We start from the raw sequence: 17,065 nt of genomic DNA on the forward strand, positions 1-17,065 counted from the left end.
CAAATTCAATGGGTGACAATGCCAGGAGGGGCTGACAGCCGCCGCGGTCGCGGTCCGGCACCGCTGCCGGGCGGTCACCGGCCGCTCCGCTCGGCCGGTTCAGCGGCGGGGCGTGGCTCGGGGAGCTGGGTGGCGTACTGCTGGGCCTGGAGGAGATAGGCGGTGCGGTAACCACCTGCGGCCGGCTGCTCCTCGTCGGCGCCGGCAGCCATGAGCTCCTCATGCGTGCCCTGTTCGACGAGACGGCCCTCCTTCAGGACGTAGATGAGGTCGGCGGCGGCGCTGGCGGCCAGGCGGTGCGTGATCAGCAGCACGGTCGCTCCCTGGCCGGCCAGGCGCCGCAGGTTGTCGAAGGCCCGCACCTCCGCGGCCGGGTCCAGCGCGCTGGTCGGCTCGTCCGCGATGACCAGGAACGGGCGCCGCCCCTCGGGGCCGGCCGTGGTGGCCCTCAGGTGGGTGCGGGCGGTGCCGATCCGCTGCCACTGGCCGCCGGAGAACTCGACTCCGCCTTCGAAGCCCTTCGCCGCCAGGGTGTCCCAGCCCCGGTCCTGCTGCTGGAGCAGGGCCTCCATCCCCGCGAACTCGGCCGCCTCGGCGAGGGAGCGGGCGTCGTCGTGGTGGCTGGGGCGGCCGGTGGTGACGATCGCCCGCAGGGTGAGGGGCCAGTGGAAGAAGTCCTGCGGGAGCAGCACGGTGGAGGCGAACTGCTGCGCGCGGTCGGCGGTCGCGGTGTCGACGTCGTCCCAGCGGATGGTGCCGCTGTCCGGCTGGTACAGCCCGCACAGGAGCCGGGCCAGGGTGGACTTGCCGGCGCCGTTGTCCCCGACCAGGGCCACGATTTTCCCGGTGGGCACCACGAGGCTGACCTTGTCCAGCGACGGCGTGGTGCGGCCGGCGTAGGTGAAGGAGACGTCCTCCACGTGGATCGCGGCGGGGCGCTCGGGCAGATCTACGCCGCCGGTGGGGATGGCCAGCGCTTCGGCCTCGGTGGTGAGCTTCTGCAAGTCACCGACGTACAGCGCTTCCTCGAAGAGCTGGTTGACGCTGCCGAGCAAGCCGCTGACGTTCGCGGCGCCGGTGCGCACCGCGACGACGGCGGTGCCAGCAGCGGCGAGCGCCAGGTGCCCGGTGGAGACCAGCAGGCCCAGTAGGCCGAACGTGGCGGCGAACGCGAGACCGGAGGCGGCCGCAGCGACGATCTTGGTGCGGGCGCCGGCCGCGGCCAGGCGGGCCTGCTCCGCGTCCGAGGCCAGGGCCATCTGCTCGAAGTGGTGCAGCAGAAACGCGCCGACGCCGTGCACCCGGATCTCGGCGGCCGTGTAGGTCTGGGTGAGGAGCTGGGCGATGAGCTGGGAAGCCCGCAGGTGCTGGAGCCACGCCATCACCGAGTTGCGCCGGCGCCTGGCCGTGACGGCCGCGCCCCACGCGCGAGGGGCCGCGATCAGCACGAGCAGCGGCAGCAGCACCGGGGACAGGGTGAACAACACGCCGCCGGTTGCCGCCATGGAGAGCAGGGTGCTGAGCACCGAGATCGACTCGCTGGTCAGCCGGTGGACCGAGTTGATGCCGAACCTCGCGGACTCCAGTAGCCGGTTGAAGGTCGGGTCCTCCATGGCGGCCATCTCCACCCGCTGGGCCCCGCCCAGCAGGGTGACGGTCGCCGTGCGCTGGATCCGGGGGCTGAGCCGGTCCGCGCCCCAGGAGGACACGGCCGCGAGCACGGCACCGGCACCGGCGGCGCCACCGGCCACCAGCACGGCGGGCAGCACTGCACGAAGCGCACCGGCCGCCCCGGCGGAGGCGAACAGGTGCCCCAGCGCGGCGTTGACGGCGACCAGGGACAGCGCCGCCGCGCCGGCACGGCCGACCTCGGCGAGCACCACCCCCACCAGGGCCGCGCGGTCGGCCCGCCAGGCGAGCACCCACGCCAAGCGCAGCATGCCGGGGATCTGCCGGGCCACCGTCCACAGGCCGGCCTGCGCGCTGGCATCCTCGTGGCGCACGAACCCGCCGTCGTAGCGCATCGGACCGCCGAACAGTAACTGCTCGCTCGGAGACGATTCGCCCGCCGCGGCCGCCTCGCGCTGACGCCGCTTCACGCCGCCCCTCCCGAAGTCCCCGACCGGGCAGTGCCGGCCGCCGCCAACGGTTGGCGCAGCGTCAGGTAGTGGGCGGCGGGGTCGAAGCCGAGCTTCTTGTAAAGCGGCAGGCCTTCGGGGGTGGCGATCAGCTCGACCGAGGAGCAGCCACGGTCCTGGAGGGCGGTGACCAGGGCCCGGGTGGCGGCCTCCGCCAGCCCCTGGCGCCGGTGGCGCGGATCGGTGACGACGGTGTGAACCCGACCCCACAGGCCGCCAGGGTAGAAGGGGCCCTCGTAGCCCCGGTAGACGACGCCGATCGCGCACGCTGCCAGTTCGTCGTCCGCGCTGTCGGCCACGAAGGCGAGCAGCTGTGGGTCGGTGCCGAGGCGGGCCTGCATGTCGGCCAGGAAGGTGGCGCGCCAAGCGTCGGTGGCAGGCTGGCCGGTCAGGACGTCGACGCGCAGGCGCAGCAGCTCCTCGGCGTCCTTGGGCGTGGCCGGGCGGACGGGGGTCGGTGTCATCGGTGGAGCCTCCCTCGAGCGGTGGGCAGCGGGCGGATCGGGCGGTGCGCGGCGGCGGGCATCGGCGCTCCGCGGCTTGGTGATGGTCAGTCCATCGGCAGCTGCCAACTCAGGCCCGGGCCGCCGACCGCCCGCTGCACGGCACCGGTGAACTCCAGCCGGTACTCGGCCGGGCGGCCGGCCGCCGCCCAGCGGGCGTGGAGCTCCTCGGCCTCCCGCCATAGGCTCCGCGGACCCCACTCGACGGCGTGCGAGCCGTCGCGGGTGACGGCGGCCCGAGACCCGTCCGAGGCGACCAGCACCGCCTCGTCGTCGAAGCCGGGTGCGTTCCAGTGCCGCCTCACCCCGGGCAAGGTGTGGGCGAGCGCGACCCAGTAGCCGCGCTCGGCCGGCTCGGGCGGCGCCAGCACCGAGGATCGGCTGCGCCCGCTGTCCGCGGGCGTATTCGGCAGCGGGATCCACCCGCCAGCCCGGTCCGGTACGTTCCCCCACAGCTCTGCGGCGAGCCGCCCGGACAGCACTCCCGCCTCGTCGCGGTGGACCAGGGCGGTAGCGTGCCAGCCGGGCGCACCGGTGGTGACGGTGGTGCGCAGCCGCCCGCCCGGGGCGAGGCGTTGCAGCCAGGCAGTGGGGATGCGCCGGACGGCGAACGAGGCGGCGATCACATCCCACTCACCGTCGGGCAGTCCGCGCAGCCCGTCGCGGACCACGACCCGCACGTCGGCGCCGATCGCGGCCAGCCGCATCGCGGCGTCGCGCGCCAGCTCCCGGTCGACCTCCACACCGGTCGCCTGCCGACCCGTCAGGTCGGCGGCGACCGCGCTCAGGTAGCCGGTGCACGCGCCGAGCTCCAGAAACCGGTCGCCCGGCCCGAGGTGGACGTCCTGAACGGTGACGGCCAGCAGGCCGGCACCAGAGCTCTGCCCGGTGGGGACACCGGCGTACTCGGTCCCCGGCGTGAGCGGGCCGGTCGGGCGTCCGTCGAGCTGCACGACGACTTGGTCCATGCCGTAGCAGACGGCGAGGTGCTGCTCGGGGTCGTCCGCGACGTCGAGCAGGCGCCATTGTCGGGCGGGCCGGTCGTTGCCGAGCGGCGCGAACAGGCGCGGCATCAGCTGGTGCCTGGGCATCCGGGCCATCGCGGCGACGATCGCCGAGTCGTGCACGCCGGGCTCTTGGGCGAGAGCGGCGGCGAAGGCGGTTCGTGCCGCGGCGGAAGCAGTCGAGGCCGCGGGGCTGGTCATCTCGGTCACCTGCTCTCCGCTTCGATCATCTGGGTCCAGGTTGTGGGTTGGAGCTCGTCGCGCTCGCCGCTGTGCTGTCGCGGTGATCGAGTCAGCGGGCGGCAAATGATGCTCCTACTCGGGCGACGGTCGGTGCAGGGGACGCAGGCGTGGCGGAGCGAGCCCCATGGCGGAGCAGTGTGAGGCCGAGCTGTCCGGGTCAGCCGCTCCGGTCGCTGGTGATGCGGAGCAGCGCCGGAGGGTGGCGGCGGCCGTTGACCTGGAGTGCGAGGTGGTAACTGCCTGGTGCGAGGGCGGCGGTGCCGGTGGACTTCAGGAGGTGGGTCTTGGCCAGGTGCAGTGGTGCGCCGGCCTTGACGGTGGCCCGGGTGAGGTGGGCGACCTTCTCCCGGGCCGCGGTGCCGGGGTCACTGCGGGTCAGGACGTACATGACGTGCACCAGGGTGTCGGTGGGGGCGGTGAGGTCGGCTTCAAAAGCGAGGTTGTCGCCCAGCCGGTACTGGGTGTGGGGCAGACGGAGGGGGCTGACGCTGACAGCCGCTTGCGGGTCGTAGCCCAGGATCGTGTAGGCGGGCGGCCAGCCATCCTTGAGGCGGGCCTTGAGCGCCTCGCGTGTGATGAAGGCGAGTTCGGCGGCCGTGGCGCGCCCTTCGGCGCGCCACCTGGCCAGGGTGGCGAGGACGAGGTCGGGTTGGGTGCGGGCGATGTCGCGCAGATGGTTGGCGACCGACGTAGTCACGAAGCGGCTGCTGTCGGCGTAGAGCACGTCGAGCAGCGGCAGGGCGGTGTCGGCGGGCAGGCCGGTGCCGGCGGACCAGGGAAGGTGGGGGCGAAGGGACTCGCTGGCCAGGCGTCGCACCCGGTGGTCGGAGGCAGCGGCCCAACTCGCGGCGGCCGCCAGCGTCTGCTGGGGATAGGTGTTGAGGAAGGAGCGAACAGCATCCTCAGCGGAAAAGTACGGGGTGAGGGTGGCGAGCGCGGAGTACGCATGGTCGAGCCGCTCGGGGTGGAGGTGGTGGGCGGCGACGTAGGCGGAGTGCGGGGCGTAGATGTAAAGGCCGAAGTCGGATTCCGCGCCGGCAGCCTCCGGAGTGGCCGGGAGGGAACGCAGTAGGGCGTCCAGGGCGGTCGGCCCGGTGACGGGCAGGTGCTGGTGAAGGCCTTCGGCGGTGCGGGCGATCCGGGCCTTGAGCTCCAGGGCAGGCAGGTCGGCGTTGACCTGGGCGGCAAAGGAGGCAGCGTCGAATCCGGGGCAGGCGGCCTGCATCTCCCGCCCGATTCGGGCGATCCGATCCGGGCTCAAGGCCCGCTCTTTCAAGGGGACTTGGGAGCTCATTTGACCACCTTAGTGCCGGTCAGGCGCGGTGGTGGGCGGCTCCATGGGGATTCCCCCGTCGGAGGGACCGGGGCGGCGTGTCGGCTGGCGGACGGCGGCGCGCAGCAGCAAGCGCGGGTGACGGGAGCTGTCGCAGGGGGAGGCGGTGTGCAGGACGGCGAGGTTGTCCCAGACGACCAGGTCGCCCTGGTCCCAGCGGTGGGTGTAGAGGTAGTTGGAACCGGTGATACGGGCGAGGAGGTCGGCCAGCAACGCCTGGCCGTCGGCATCGGGCAGGCCTTCCAGACGGGGGATGGCCATGGAGCCGAGCAGGAGTGCGCGGGCGCCCGTGATGGGGTGAATCGGGGCGAGCGGGTGGATAACCTCGGGCAGGTCTGCGAGCGTGCCGGCCTGGGTGGAGGAACGGCCACCGGCTGCTTCGGCCTGTTGCTTGGCAAGGTGCTGGATGGAGTGGACGGCGCTCAGGCCGTCGATCCGAGCCCGGAGGTCGGCGGGAAGATCGGCGTAGGCGCGGGTGGTGTCGGCGAAGCGGGTCTCGCCACCCTGGCCCGGGGTGATGACCGAGTACAGCAGGGTGGCGGCGGTCAGCTCGGGCTTGAAGCTGTTGTCGGCGTGCCACTCCTCTTCCTGGTCGCCGTCGTAGATGCCGATCGGCGTGCCGTCTTGGTCGTGGATGTTGGAGACGACGGTGAGGCCAGGGAAGCCGGGGACGGTGTAGCGGCGGTCGGTGGCGGTGTCGACGGCACCGAACAGGGAGGCGGCGGCGAGCAAGTCGACGTGGTTTAGGTGCTGGCCGGGCAGGACCAGCACCCGGTGCTGATGCAGCGCATCGGTGAGGGCGCCCGCCGCGGCGGTGCCGGCGGCGCGGGCGAGGTCGGTCTCGACGCGGGCGCCGAAGCCGCCGGCCAGCGGTGTGATCGCAAGGTCCATCGGGGCCTCCGGGGTTGGGATCCGGGCGTCAGAACTGGGAGGACTGGAGGAATGGCGTGATGTCGCGCGGCCCGGCGGAGGCCGCGCACAGCCGCTCGATGCCGATGCCGAGGCCGGCGGTGTCCGCGGGTACGGCTCCGGCCTCGACGGCGTCCAGGGCGAGCTGCTGCTCGTCGTCGTAGAGGCCGACGGCCTTGGCGCGGTCGGTGAAGGCCGTGCGGTCCGTCTCGTCGGTGTAGCCGTGGACGAGCTCGATGCCGTCGACGATCAGCTCGAAGCGCTCCAGGACGGCCGTGGTGCCGTGAGCCAGGCGGGCGCACGGCTCGTCGCCGCCGGTCGGGTAGTCGGTGAGGAACACCGCGCGGCCCGTGGTGTCGGCCTCGAGTTCGAGGGCGATGTAGCGGCCGAGGACGTCGCGGAACGGCTCGCCCGCGGCGGCGCCGATCCGGGCCGCCATGCGCGGGTGCAGGTCGCCGATGGGCTCGGTGCGCAGGTCGATGCCGAACTCGTCGTGAACGTGGTCGGCGATCGACAGCCGCTCGGGGGCGTAGGAGGGCAGGTGCGGGCCGACCAGCCGCCAGGCGAGGTCGATCAGATCCTCGAAGCCGAGGTGCGCGGCGTACAGGTCGAGCATCGTGAACTCGGCGGCGTGGAGGGCGTCGGGCGGCTCGGGCCGGAAGCACGGGCCGATCTCGTAGACCCGCGGGAGGTCGGTGCTGACGTTGACGCGCAGCGCGGGGCCGATCATCGCTCGCAGGTACCGGCCCTCATGGAGGCCGGCGGGTACGCGGCGGCCGGGCCCTAGGTTGGCGCGGCGAGCGACGGGGGTGACTACCTCGGTGAAGCCCTCCTCGTGGAGCACGGCTCGCAAGCCGTGCAGCACGTTGGCCTTGGTACGGATTGGACCGGACGGCGCGGACATGCGCATTCCCCTCAACTTGGCTAACTGGCAGAGGCGTTGATTCAGCGGGCTGCGGCCTGGACGATGCGGCTTCCCCGGAGCGCCTCAAAGTAGCCGCACGCCACCGAGGCACAGAAGACCGCGCGCACCGGCCGAGTGGCCGGTCCGCGGCCGGTAGCCGCGATTCCAATGGCTCGCAGGAGCGTTTCCCCAGGTCAGCGGAAAGATGGGCGCAACGGGTGCGCAACGCCCCGGCGCACTTGGCGCAACGTCACGACCCGTTGCCGCTGCCCTTGGTGCGGCCCTAGCGTGATGGCACGGCCACTCGGCGCGACGGTTTCACCAGCGCCCTCGGCGTAGCGCCCGGCCGGCTCCTTCGAGCCGCGCTCATCTCCGGCTCGACCATCAGATTCACCACGCGTGGCTGCGGCATGCCCGCGGCCCGAGAGGAGAACCCATGGACCAGACCCTGAAGCTCGGCATGCGCCCGGGCGACGGCACCGTCAAGCTCGGCATGCGCCCCGGCGCCGCCGTGAAGCTCGGCATGCGCCCGGGCGTCAAGCTCGGCATGCGTCCCGCCGCCGCCTGACCCCGATCGTCCTGATCGGCTGACGTGCTGCTGCCGGTGGGCGGGGCGCCCCGCCCACCGGCAGCGGTTCACGGAAGGCCAACATCCAGTCCCCGTGTCCGGAGGAGAACAGATGGGCAGGCCCAGCCGGTGGTCGGTGCGCCGGCGCGAGAAGACACCGAGGCGCGCCCGGCACTCGACCGGCGCGTCCGGTCCGGTCCGGCAGGCGCTGGGCCCAGAACTGATCGGCGAGCTGGAGGGCCTGTGCGGCGGCCCGAGTGTCGGCCTGCGGGATGTCGCGGTCGACGTCGGCGCGATCGTCGTGGCGGCGCTCGCCGGGTCCCTGGCCGGGCACGTCGTCGGGCCGCTGCTCGCGGTGCTGTACATCGGGGTGCGCCAGCGGCACATCTCGAACCTGGCGCACGAGTGCGTCCACGCGAAGCTGCTGGTCACCGCGCGCGGCAACCGCCTGGTGGGGTACCTGCTGACCGGGATGCTCGGCGAGGGGCTTCGGCCCTACCGCGCCACCCACGGAGTGCACCACGCGCAGCTGGGCACGGGAGCCGACCCGATGTTCCAGTCGTACCAGGCTGGGCGCCTTGACACCGTCCGGGCACCGACGAGCCGGACCGCCTTCGTGCTGCGGGTGATCGTCAAGGCCGCGCTGTGGCGGTTGCCGACGTCGGCGCTGCGTACTTTGGTCACCCGCGGCCCGCGGGAGAGCCGGTGGGCGCTGGCCGCCCGCGCGGTGCTGTGGGCCGGAGTCGCCACCGTGTGCTGGTCCTTCGGCGTCCTCGGCGACCTGCTGCTGTACTGGCTGGTCCCTCTGGTGTTCGTGCGCCCGGTGGTCACCTGGATCACCGACCTCGGCAACCACGCCGGCCTGATCGAGGACGACGACGTGCTGCAGCAGACCCGCGGCTGGTCCTCGCACTGGCTCACCCGGCACCTGCTCGGCGGCCACCTCGACGACATGCACCACCCGGTGCACCACTGGTGCCCCAAGATCCCCTGGCGGCGCCTGCCCGAGGCCACCGCCCTCCTGGCCGAGCGCCTGGAGCGCTTCGACGAGGTGCCGTGGTGCTCCGGGTACTTCGCCCGCCGCCGCTCCACCCCCGAGGTGCCGTGCGTGATCGAGGACGTCATCGCCCGCCTCACCGCCCAGCCCGCGCCCCAGCAGGCCATGGCCTCCGAGCGCACGGCCGCCTGACCGATCCCCCTCCAACCTGTCCACGACCGGGCCGCCGCAGTGCCGCCCGGGCGGCACCCCTTGCCCGCCCGGGCCGTGCCGGCACCCGCCGCCGAGGAGGCGACCACCCATGACCAAACCCCAGTCCCAGCTCGACCCGCCCACCCAGGGTGCGCACAGCTTCGACGACTTCACCCGGCTGCGCGAGGTCGTCGTCGGCCGCGCCGACCACTACACCGAGCACGACGCCGACAGCAGCTGGCGGCTGTTCTACTACGAGAACGTCGCCCCCCACCTGCCCGACGGAAACCGGAAACTGACGATCCCGCAGCAGATCGTCGACGAGCTGATCGAGGACGTCACCGGCTTCGCGGACACCCTGGCCAGCTGCGGGGTCCGCGTCCTGCGCCCCTCCGCCCCCGGCAAGGACGTCCAGGTCTCCTCCCCGTGGTGGAGCAGCGGCGCGACGCCGCCGCTGAACGTCCGCGACAACGCGGTCATCCTCGGGACGACGATCGTGGAGACCGCGCCGCACATCCGCGGCAGGGTCTTCGAGAACGACCACCTCAAGCCCCACTTCAACCGCTACTTCGCGCAGGGCTCGAACTGGCTGGCCATGCCGCGCCCCGCGCTCGCCGCCCACTCCCTCGACACCGCCTACTTCGACCGGCACGGCGTCGACGTCACCTCGGCGATGGCCGGCGAGGACGCTCTGCCCATCGACGGCCTGGGCCTGGAGATGGTCTTCGACGGCGCGCAGTGCATCCGCCTGGGCCGCGACGTGCTGGTCAACGTCTCCAACCACAACCACGAGCTCGCCTACCAGTGGCTGACCCGCAACTTCCCCGAGCTGCGCCTGCACCGGCTGCCCGGGATCGCCGACAACCACGTCGACTCCATCGTCGTCCCCCTGCGCCCGGGCCTGATGCTGCTGCGCGACCCGAAGTACCTCGAGCTCCTGCCGGAGGCGATGCGCGGCTGGGAGGCGATCTACCCTCCGCCGAGCGCCGTGCCCGAGCAGGACTACGACGAGTTCGGGTTCGTGATCCCCACCGCTTCCCGGTACATCGACATCAACGTCCTGTCGATCGACGAGAACACGGTGGTCGTCAACTCCCTCTATCCGGAGCTGATCGAGGTACTGGAGCAACGCCGCTTCACCGTCGTTCCCGTCCGGCACCGCCACCGGCGCCTGTTCGGCGGCGGACACCACTGCTTCACCCTCGACACCGTCCGCGACGGCGGCCCCGAGGACTACCTCACGGCCTGACCCACCCCGCATCCCGCGCACGCCCACCCCGGCCGCACCCGCGCGGCCCGAACCCGAAGGAGTACCCCGTGAGTAGCACCGGAGAGTGGCCCCCGCCCCCCGCGTTCTGGACTGACACCCTGCCCGAGAAGACCGCCGGCATGAGGAGCCCGCACCTGTTCAAGGGGGTCGTCCCCGCCTCGGCGGCGAACGCGGACGCCGTCCTGGAGGGCTTCGCCGCGATCCGCCGCGCCCACGCCGCCGGGCTGGAGATCACCGCGAACGCCCGGGTGTACGTGGGCGAGGAGCACCGCCCGGACCTGGTGGACCAGGTGCTGGCCGCCGACGGCTGGCCGGAGGGCGGCTTCGTCGCGTGGATGCAGAAGCAGGTCGGCGCGGAGCGGTTCAGCCTGGTCCTCAACACCCTGGAGAGCGTCAGCGAGACGCTGGCCGCTGGCCTGGGTGAGTTCGTCGGCGCGCTGATGAACGGTTGGGGCGTTCCGGCCGGCGGCGCCGAGCTGGTCGCCTTCGTCGGCAACTACTCCGGCACCGCGTTCGGTGTCCACGAGGGCTACGAGAACGCGTTCCTCACCCACTACGGGCCCGGCACCAAGGACTTCTACTGCTGGCCGGCCGAGGAGTACCTCAAGCTCACCGGCGGCAGCGACCCACTGTACGGGGACTACACGTGGCTGCTGGAGCACGGCGAGCACTTCGCCCTGGAGCCCGGTGACGCGCTGTTCCTGCCCGAGCGCGTCTTCCACGTCGGCCGGCAGAGCGAGTTCTCGGTGTCCGTCGCCGTCCCCCTCTACACCTTCCCCTACGCGGCGATCGCCCGGGGCTGGATCGCGCCGGACATGGTGGAGTCCCTCCTGGCCAGCGCGCCGGACACCGACGCCGGCCAGCCGTCCCCGATGCAGCCGCTCAGCGCCGGTCCCGACGAGCTCGCCCGCCGCCTGGGCGAGGTGACCGCCGCCGCGTTCACCGCCGCCGCCGAACAGGCGACGGACGTCGCCGCCCAGCACGCTCACCAGCGCTGGCACACCGTCCTCAGCAACGGCGGCTGGCAGCAGACCGAGAGCGACCTCGCCCGCGACGAGGCTGCCGCCGCGTTCGCCGCCGCCAGCCTCGAACCCGGCACGAGCGTCGCGGTCCGTGCCCCCTACCAGCTGATCGTCACCGGCCGGCAGGCGTTCCTGCGCGGCTGCGAGGCGCCGGCCGACCCCGCCGTCCTCAGCCCCGACCTGGTCGAGCGCCTCAACAACGGCCCCACCCTCCTGCCCGACGATCCGCAGGTGCTCTCGGCGATCCGCACGCTCGGCGCCACCGGCGGCCTGACCCTCTCCACCACCTCCGAGGAGACCCAGTGACCACCACCGCCCCCGCGCCCACGCTCGAGGACCTGCGCGGCACCAGCCTCATCGAGCTGTACCTGCAGGCAAACCCGGAAACCCGCGGCTACATCCACGCCACCCTTCAGGGCACCCGCAGCAGCGGCGACGACCTGGTCGACAAGCACCTCAAGCCGATGATCGACGTGATCTACCGGCAGATCCGCGCCCTGGTCGACCCCGCCACCCTCACCGTGGCGCAGGCCCGCATGTACATCGCCGAGCTGGCGGTCTTCGCCCGGCACAACGCCCAGTTCCTGCGCCTGGCCGCCGCCCAGGTCTACGGCTCCTGCCCGGCGCTGGGGCACGAGTTCGACCGGAACTTCCTGGAGGAGGGCGGCGAGCCCGGCAAGGTCCCCGCCCACTACATCCTCTACACCCGCGCGCTGCTGACCGACCTCGGCCTGCTCGTCAACGGCCACGTTCCCGCCGACGAGACCGCCAAGCTGGTCCTCCAGCACCAGGTCCTGGTGAACAGCCACATGACCGGCCTCATCGCCGGAGGCTACTACGCCACCGAGGGCGTCGCCGTCGCCGAGACCGAGATCCTGCGGGACATCACCGACCGGTACGGCGAGCTGACCATCGGGGCCAGCGGCGCGGCGCTGAAGAACCTCGACTACTACTACCGGCTCCACCTCGACGAGGGCCACGAGGCCGCGCAGGTCGGCGGCATGAGCGTGGAGGAGGCCCACATCGAGGGCCTGGCCCGGTTCATCCGTCAGAGTGACCTCTTCCACCTCGACCTGCCGCAGGCCCTGGAGGGCTTCCTGCAGATCTTCGGCGCGATGGCACACTGGTGGACCCAACTGGCCTACCGCGCGAGGGAACTGAACTAGTGTCCGAGACTGTCGCCGTCACTGCCACCGCTGCCGCCACCGGCCCCGTCCTCACGGTTCGCAGCGGCAGCTGCCTGTGCAAGAGGATCCGCTTCACCGTCACCGGCCCGGTGGTCGACCCGCACGTGTGCAACTGCGCGCACTGTGCCAAGCGAGCCGGCGCGCCGTTCCAGTGGTGGGTCGGGTTCCCGATGTCCGGGCTGACGTGGACCGGCGAGGGCGGCGAGCCGACCTGGTACGACACCTACGAGGGCAAGACCGCCCGCGGCTTCTGCGGCAACTGTGGCAGCCACATCGCCGCCCGCGACTACGGCGACGACACGATCATCGGCATCCTCGCCACCGCGCTCGACCACTACGGCACCGACCCGGCCCTGGCCCCCACCAACATCAACCGCGTCGCCGAGGCCGCCCCCTGGCTCGCCCAGTGCGACACCCAGCCCGCCGCGGCCGGCTGACCCCGGACCCTGCGAGGGCGGGCGCACCTGACAGCGCCCGCCCCCGCAGACCCACCGCCACCGGGCCGTGCCGGGACCACCTCCACCCCGCACCACTGCGCCCGCACCGACCCCAGGAGGACCCGTGCGCTCCGACGTCCATGTCGCCACCGAGTACGGAACGCTCAAGCGGGTGGCCATGCGCCACGCCAGCGACTTCGCTCGCCCCCTGGACGGCCCCGACGTCCACCCGGTCCTCGCCCGCCAGCAGACCACCAGCACCTGGGCCACCTTCGATCCCGCCACCGTCCGCTCCCAGCAGGACCAGCTGATCGGCCTGCTGCGCGACCGCGGCACCGAGGTGGTCCTGCTCCCCGCGGCGCCGGGCTGCTCCGTTCAGCACTACCCCCGCGACATCGCCTTCGCCATCGACCACGTCCTGTTCCGGGCCCGCCTGAACTCCGCGCACCGCCAGGCCGAGGCCGACGCCCTCACCGACCCGGCCACCAGCATGCAGCCGGTCGAGCTCTCGCGCGGCACGATCGAGGGCGGTGACGTCCTGCTCCCCGACACCGGCCGTGTCCTCGTCGGCCTGAGCGAGGAGACCAGCCCCGACGGCGCGACCGCCCTCCAGGAGGCCCTCGCCCGACACGGCATCAACCGCGAAGTCGTCCCCGTACCCTTCGCGGTCAAGGGGATCGTCCACCTCGACGACCACCTCGCCGTGGTCGCACCCGGCACCGCCCTCATCCACCGCGAGGTGTTCACCACCGACCAGAACCGCTGGTTCGACGCCCACTTCGACCACCTCGTCCCCGTCACCGACGCCGAGGCTCGCGCCGTCCAGGTCAACGTCCTGGCCATCGCCCCCACCACGGTCGTCGTCGCCGCGGGCAGCGACCGCATCGCCACCGCCCTGGCCACCCTCGGACTCGAGGTCCTCACCGTCGACTACTCCGAGGTCACCCGCATCCCCGGCTCCCTGCGCTGCACCACCCTGCCCCTGCTTCGTACCTGAAGCCGCTACGCCCAACCGCCCGAGCCCGCCGGCCACCCCGCCGCCGGGCCGGCTGGCCGCGCCTGCCCGGTGACCTCCCGCCGATCCCCCTCGCCCTGTCGCCGGAGCGGCGGTGGCGGCAGCCGACCCCTGAGCGCAGGCCGAACCGGATGACACACCCGCGAAAGGCGGATCATGCACGAGACCCGAGAGATCAAGACCCACGGACGCACCGTGTGTGTGCATGTGGACCCGGAGCCCGAGCGGGAGGGCCGGCCCGCTCTGTGGCCGACAGTCGGCGAGTACCCCATCTACGACCAGTTCCTCTACTCGACCATGACCACCGACCACGAGCGCAACGAGCGCTTCCGCGCAGCGCTGGCCAAGCTGGCGCCGGGCCGGCACGTCCTGGACATCGGCACCGGAGAAGACCTCCTATGGGCGCGCGAGAGCGTGCAGGCCGGAGCCCGGCACGCCCTGGCCGTCGAGGTCATCGAGCCCGCGTTCCACAAAGCCGCCGACACCCTGGCGGCCCTCGACCAGCGCGACCTGATCACGCTCCTGCTCGGCGAGTCGACCACCCTCCAGTTCGCGCCCAAGGCCGACGTCTGCGTGGCGGAGATCATCGGCTCCCTGGCCGGCGCCGAAGGCGCGGCAGCCGTCCTGACCGACGCCCGCAACCGCCACCTGGTGCCCGGGGGCCTGGTGGTGCCGCACCGAGCGGTGACCCTGGCCGCGGCCGTCCGCCTGTCAGATCTGCTCCCCGGCCAGCCTGTCGCGTTCGCCGAGGCATCCCTCCCGTACCTGCAGAGCATCTTCGACTGGCACGGCGGGCCCTTCGACATCCGGCTGCGCATCGAGAACCCGGACACCGACGCCCTGCTCTCCGACGGCCGACCGGTCGAGGTGCTCGACTTCAACGGCGAACTGCGAACGGAGCAGCGCACGACCGTCCGCCTGGCCATCACCCGGGCCGGCCACGTGGACGGCGTGCTCACCTGGCTCAACCTCTGGTGCCTGCCGGACGAAGAACCGCTCGACGCGCTGCGCATGAGGACCAACTGGGCCAGCATCTACTTCCCGCTCTTCGACCGACCCGTGCCGGTCGAGCCCGGAGACGTCCTGGAACTCACCGTCGAGACGGCCCTCAGCGACGACGGCATCCACCCGGACTACCACCTCGGCGCCACGCTGCGCACCACCGGCGGGGAGGAGCACCACGGCTCGCTCGCGTCCCCGCACCACGGCGGCCCGTTCAGGGCCCACCCGGTCTACCAGGCCCTGTTCTCCACGACCTGACCGGGCGTCCGCCACGGGGCGGCCCGAGCAGCGCTTGTTGCGGCACTGCTGCTGGGCCGTCGGCATCGGTGCCACCGCCGTCGAGCACCGGGTCGCCCCGTTCCCGATCCCCTCGCCGCGGCCCGGCGCCTCCGAACAAGCGGGCCGCCGAGCCTCTCGCGCATGCCCGCGCCCACGCCGACCTTCGCCCGGAGACCGCTGATGTCCAGTCCGCTCTCGCTCGTCCTCGTCGCCGTCCCGGCCGTGGTGCTGGCCTGCCAGGCCGGCGGCTGGGCCGCCCGCCGCCTCGGGCAGCCACCCGTCATCGGCGAGATGGCCGTTGGCATCCTCCTCGGCCCCTCCCTGCTCGGCTGGCTCGCCCCCAGCGTCCAGTACACCCTGCTGCCACCCGCCGTCCTGCCCTACACCTCGGTGCTCGGCAACGTCGCCCTGCTCGCGTTCCTCTTACTCGTCGGCCTCGAACTCGACTTCCACTCCCTGCGGACCACCCGCCGCGCCGTGGCCTCCGTCGCCGCCGGCAGCATCCTGCTGCCCCTCGGCCTCGGCACCGGACTCGCGGTCGTGATGTACCCGGCCCTCGCACCGCCCGGCGTGCAGCGGCTGCCGTTCGTCCTGTTCGTTGCCACCGCGCTGTCCATCACCGCGTTCCCCGTCCTCGCCCGGATCCTCACCGACCGGGGCCTGGCCACCACGCGCCTGGGCGCCTTCGCGCTCGCGTGCGCCGCCACCGACGACGCCCTCGCCTGGTGCCTGCTCATCGCCGTCACCGCCCTGGCCACCGCCGGCTCCCCGCTGGACGCGCTCACCGCCCTCACCCTGACCGCCGCCTTCACCGCCGCACTGGCCGCGGCACGCCCCCTAGTCAAGCGGGCGCTGGAGCGCGCCGCCCGCACCTCGGAGGACCTGGTGACGGTGCTGCTGGTCGCCGGGCTGCTCCTGGCCGCGTGCGCCACCGACCGGATCGGCGTCCACCCCGCCTTCGGGGCATTCCTGTTCGGCGCGACGGTGCCGCGCGGACTGCCAGCCGTCGAGCGCAGCGCGGCCCGCCTCCAGGCGGTCTTCGTCCCGGTGTTGCTCCCGCTGTTCTTCGTCGACACCGGTCTGCACACCGACCTCGCCCACCTCCCGGCCGGCCAGTGGGGCTGGGCCGCGCTCGTTCTGGCCGTCGCCGTGACGGGCAAGTGGGTCGGCGCCGCCGGGGCGGCCCGGCTCGCCGGCTGCGACTGGCGGTGGTCGGCGCTGATGGGCACCCTGATGAACTGCCGCGGGATCACCGAGATCGTCGTCCTCGGCATCGGCCTCCAACTCGGCGTCATCTCCCCGAACCTGTTCACGATCATGGTCCTCATGGCCGTCGTGACCACCGCCGCCACCGCGCCCCTACTGGACCGGCTCACCCGGGGCGCCCCGGACCTCACCCCTCCGGCCCCCGCCGCCGAGCCGGTCACCTCCCTGCCCGGCACCCCCGGAGCAACCCGGTGACCGCCGCACCGCCCGCCGCGGCCGCCGCCGAGACGGCGATCCGCACCCGGCGCAGCACCATCCGCCTCACCGAGCCCGCCCCGGGCCCGGACGAACTCCTCGACCTGCTGGCGACCGCGGCCACCGCGCCCGACCACGGCCAGCTGCGCCCCTGGCGCGTGATCGCGATCTGCGGTGACGCCCGTGCCCGGCTCGGTGAAGCCGCCGCCGAGGCCGCGCCCACCACCGACCTGGCCGAGCGGGTCGCGGCCAAGCACCTGCGCGCGCCGCTGATGCTCGGCCTCGTCTTCCAGCCCCGCGACCACCCGACCATCCCGCGCTGGGAGCAACTGGCCGCGACGTCCGCGATGGCCACCACCCTGCTGCTTCTCCTGGACGCGCGCGGCTGGGGCGGCGTCTGGTTCGGCGGCCCGTACCCGGACGCGCCCCAGGTTCGCAAGCACCTCGGCATCGGCGACGACGAGCAACTGCTCGGCTATCTGTACGTCGGCACCCCCGTCCCCGGGGAGCCGCCCCGGCCTCGCGCGACGGTCGACGTCCGCGCCAAGCTCACCTGGCTCGGCGGCACCACGGTCTGACCGGCCTCGTGGTCCCGGGCTGC

16 protein-coding genes are annotated in these 17,065 nt (G+C 72.9%); 10 read left to right on the top strand and 6 right to left on the bottom strand.

The window, feature by feature from the left end; genetic code table 11:
* Positions 1–74: 74 nt before the first annotated feature.
* The 6 genes from ACFYNO_RS14945 to ACFYNO_RS14970 form a co-directional block, all read right to left on the bottom strand.
* Complete coding sequence (locus ACFYNO_RS14945) at positions 75–2,099, bottom strand: ATP-binding cassette domain-containing protein (protein ID WP_388011185.1); 2,025 nt, start codon at positions 2,097–2,099, stop codon at positions 75–77.
* On the bottom strand, positions 2,096–2,602 hold the full coding sequence (locus ACFYNO_RS14950; protein ID WP_388011187.1) for a GNAT family N-acetyltransferase: 507 nt from the start codon (positions 2,600–2,602) through the stop codon (positions 2,096–2,098). Before ACFYNO_RS14950 ends, ACFYNO_RS14945 begins: the two co-directional genes overlap by 4 nt.
* A gap of 86 nt (positions 2,603–2,688) precedes the next feature.
* Positions 2,689–3,846, bottom strand: coding sequence for a protein-L-isoaspartate O-methyltransferase (locus tag ACFYNO_RS14955; RefSeq protein ID WP_388011189.1), 1,158 nt, complete (start codon positions 3,844–3,846; stop codon positions 2,689–2,691).
* A gap of 199 nt (positions 3,847–4,045) precedes the next feature.
* The gene (locus ACFYNO_RS14960) at positions 4,046–5,149 is read right to left on the bottom strand and encodes a DNA alkylation repair protein (protein WP_388011191.1); all 1,104 of its coding nucleotides are present in this window, start codon (positions 5,147–5,149) and stop codon (positions 4,046–4,048) included.
* Between the two features lie 42 nt (positions 5,150–5,191).
* A complete protein-coding gene (locus tag ACFYNO_RS14965) occupies positions 5,192–6,112 on the bottom strand; it encodes a TauD/TfdA dioxygenase family protein (protein ID WP_388011193.1) in 921 nt (306 codons plus the stop codon).
* A 28-nt stretch (positions 6,113–6,140) separates the two neighbouring features.
* Positions 6,141–7,040 (bottom strand): amino acid--tRNA ligase-related protein, encoded by a 900-nt coding sequence (locus ACFYNO_RS14970; protein ID WP_388011195.1) that lies wholly within the window; start codon positions 7,038–7,040, stop codon positions 6,141–6,143.
* Between the two features lie 430 nt (positions 7,041–7,470).
* Here ACFYNO_RS14970 and ACFYNO_RS14975 point away from each other — a divergent pair, with 430 nt between their 5' ends.
* From ACFYNO_RS14975 to ACFYNO_RS15020, 10 genes are all read left to right on the top strand, one after another.
* The gene (locus tag ACFYNO_RS14975) at positions 7,471–7,602 is read left to right on the top strand and encodes a hypothetical protein (RefSeq protein ID WP_388011197.1); all 132 of its coding nucleotides are present in this window, start codon (positions 7,471–7,473) and stop codon (positions 7,600–7,602) included.
* 112 nt (positions 7,603–7,714) lie between these two features.
* Positions 7,715–8,791, top strand: a complete 1,077-nt coding sequence (locus ACFYNO_RS14980) for a fatty acid desaturase family protein (protein ID WP_388011199.1) — start codon at positions 7,715–7,717, stop codon at positions 8,789–8,791.
* 109 nt (positions 8,792–8,900) lie between these two features.
* Positions 8,901–10,040, top strand: a complete 1,140-nt coding sequence (locus ACFYNO_RS14985) for an inosamine-phosphate amidinotransferase 1 (RefSeq protein ID WP_388011201.1) — start codon at positions 8,901–8,903, stop codon at positions 10,038–10,040.
* 68 nt (positions 10,041–10,108) lie between these two features.
* Positions 10,109–11,389: a hypothetical protein gene (locus ACFYNO_RS14990; RefSeq protein WP_388011202.1), complete on the top strand. Its 1,281-nt coding sequence runs from the start codon at positions 10,109–10,111 to the stop codon at positions 11,387–11,389.
* Positions 11,386–12,249 carry a DUF3865 domain-containing protein gene (locus ACFYNO_RS14995; protein ID WP_388011204.1) on the top strand — a complete coding sequence of 288 codons (864 nt, stop codon included), beginning with the start codon at positions 11,386–11,388 and terminating at the stop codon, positions 12,247–12,249. Before ACFYNO_RS14990 ends, ACFYNO_RS14995 begins: the two co-directional genes overlap by 4 nt.
* Positions 12,249–12,707: a GFA family protein gene (locus ACFYNO_RS15000; protein ID WP_388011206.1), complete on the top strand. Its 459-nt coding sequence runs from the start codon at positions 12,249–12,251 to the stop codon at positions 12,705–12,707. The genes ACFYNO_RS14995 and ACFYNO_RS15000 overlap by 1 nt, the downstream gene beginning before the upstream one ends.
* 124 nt (positions 12,708–12,831) lie before the next feature.
* The gene (locus tag ACFYNO_RS15005; protein WP_388011208.1) at positions 12,832–13,704 is read left to right on the top strand and encodes a dimethylarginine dimethylaminohydrolase family protein; all 873 of its coding nucleotides are present in this window, start codon (positions 12,832–12,834) and stop codon (positions 13,702–13,704) included.
* Positions 13,705–13,878: 174 nt separating this feature from the next.
* Positions 13,879–14,982 carry a class I SAM-dependent methyltransferase gene (locus tag ACFYNO_RS15010; RefSeq protein WP_388011210.1) on the top strand — a complete coding sequence of 368 codons (1,104 nt, stop codon included), beginning with the start codon at positions 13,879–13,881 and terminating at the stop codon, positions 14,980–14,982.
* A 162-nt stretch (positions 14,983–15,144) separates the two neighbouring features.
* Positions 15,145–16,464: a cation:proton antiporter gene (locus ACFYNO_RS15015; RefSeq protein WP_388011212.1), complete on the top strand. Its 1,320-nt coding sequence runs from the start codon at positions 15,145–15,147 to the stop codon at positions 16,462–16,464.
* Complete coding sequence (locus tag ACFYNO_RS15020; RefSeq protein WP_388011214.1) at positions 16,461–17,042, top strand: nitroreductase; 582 nt, start codon at positions 16,461–16,463, stop codon at positions 17,040–17,042. The genes ACFYNO_RS15015 and ACFYNO_RS15020 overlap by 4 nt, the downstream gene beginning before the upstream one ends.
* The last annotated feature ends 23 nt before the right edge of the window (positions 17,043–17,065 follow it).

This window comes from Kitasatospora sp. NPDC006697 (genome assembly GCF_042869935.1).
GTDB lineage: Bacteria > Actinomycetota > Actinomycetes > Streptomycetales > Streptomycetaceae > Kitasatospora.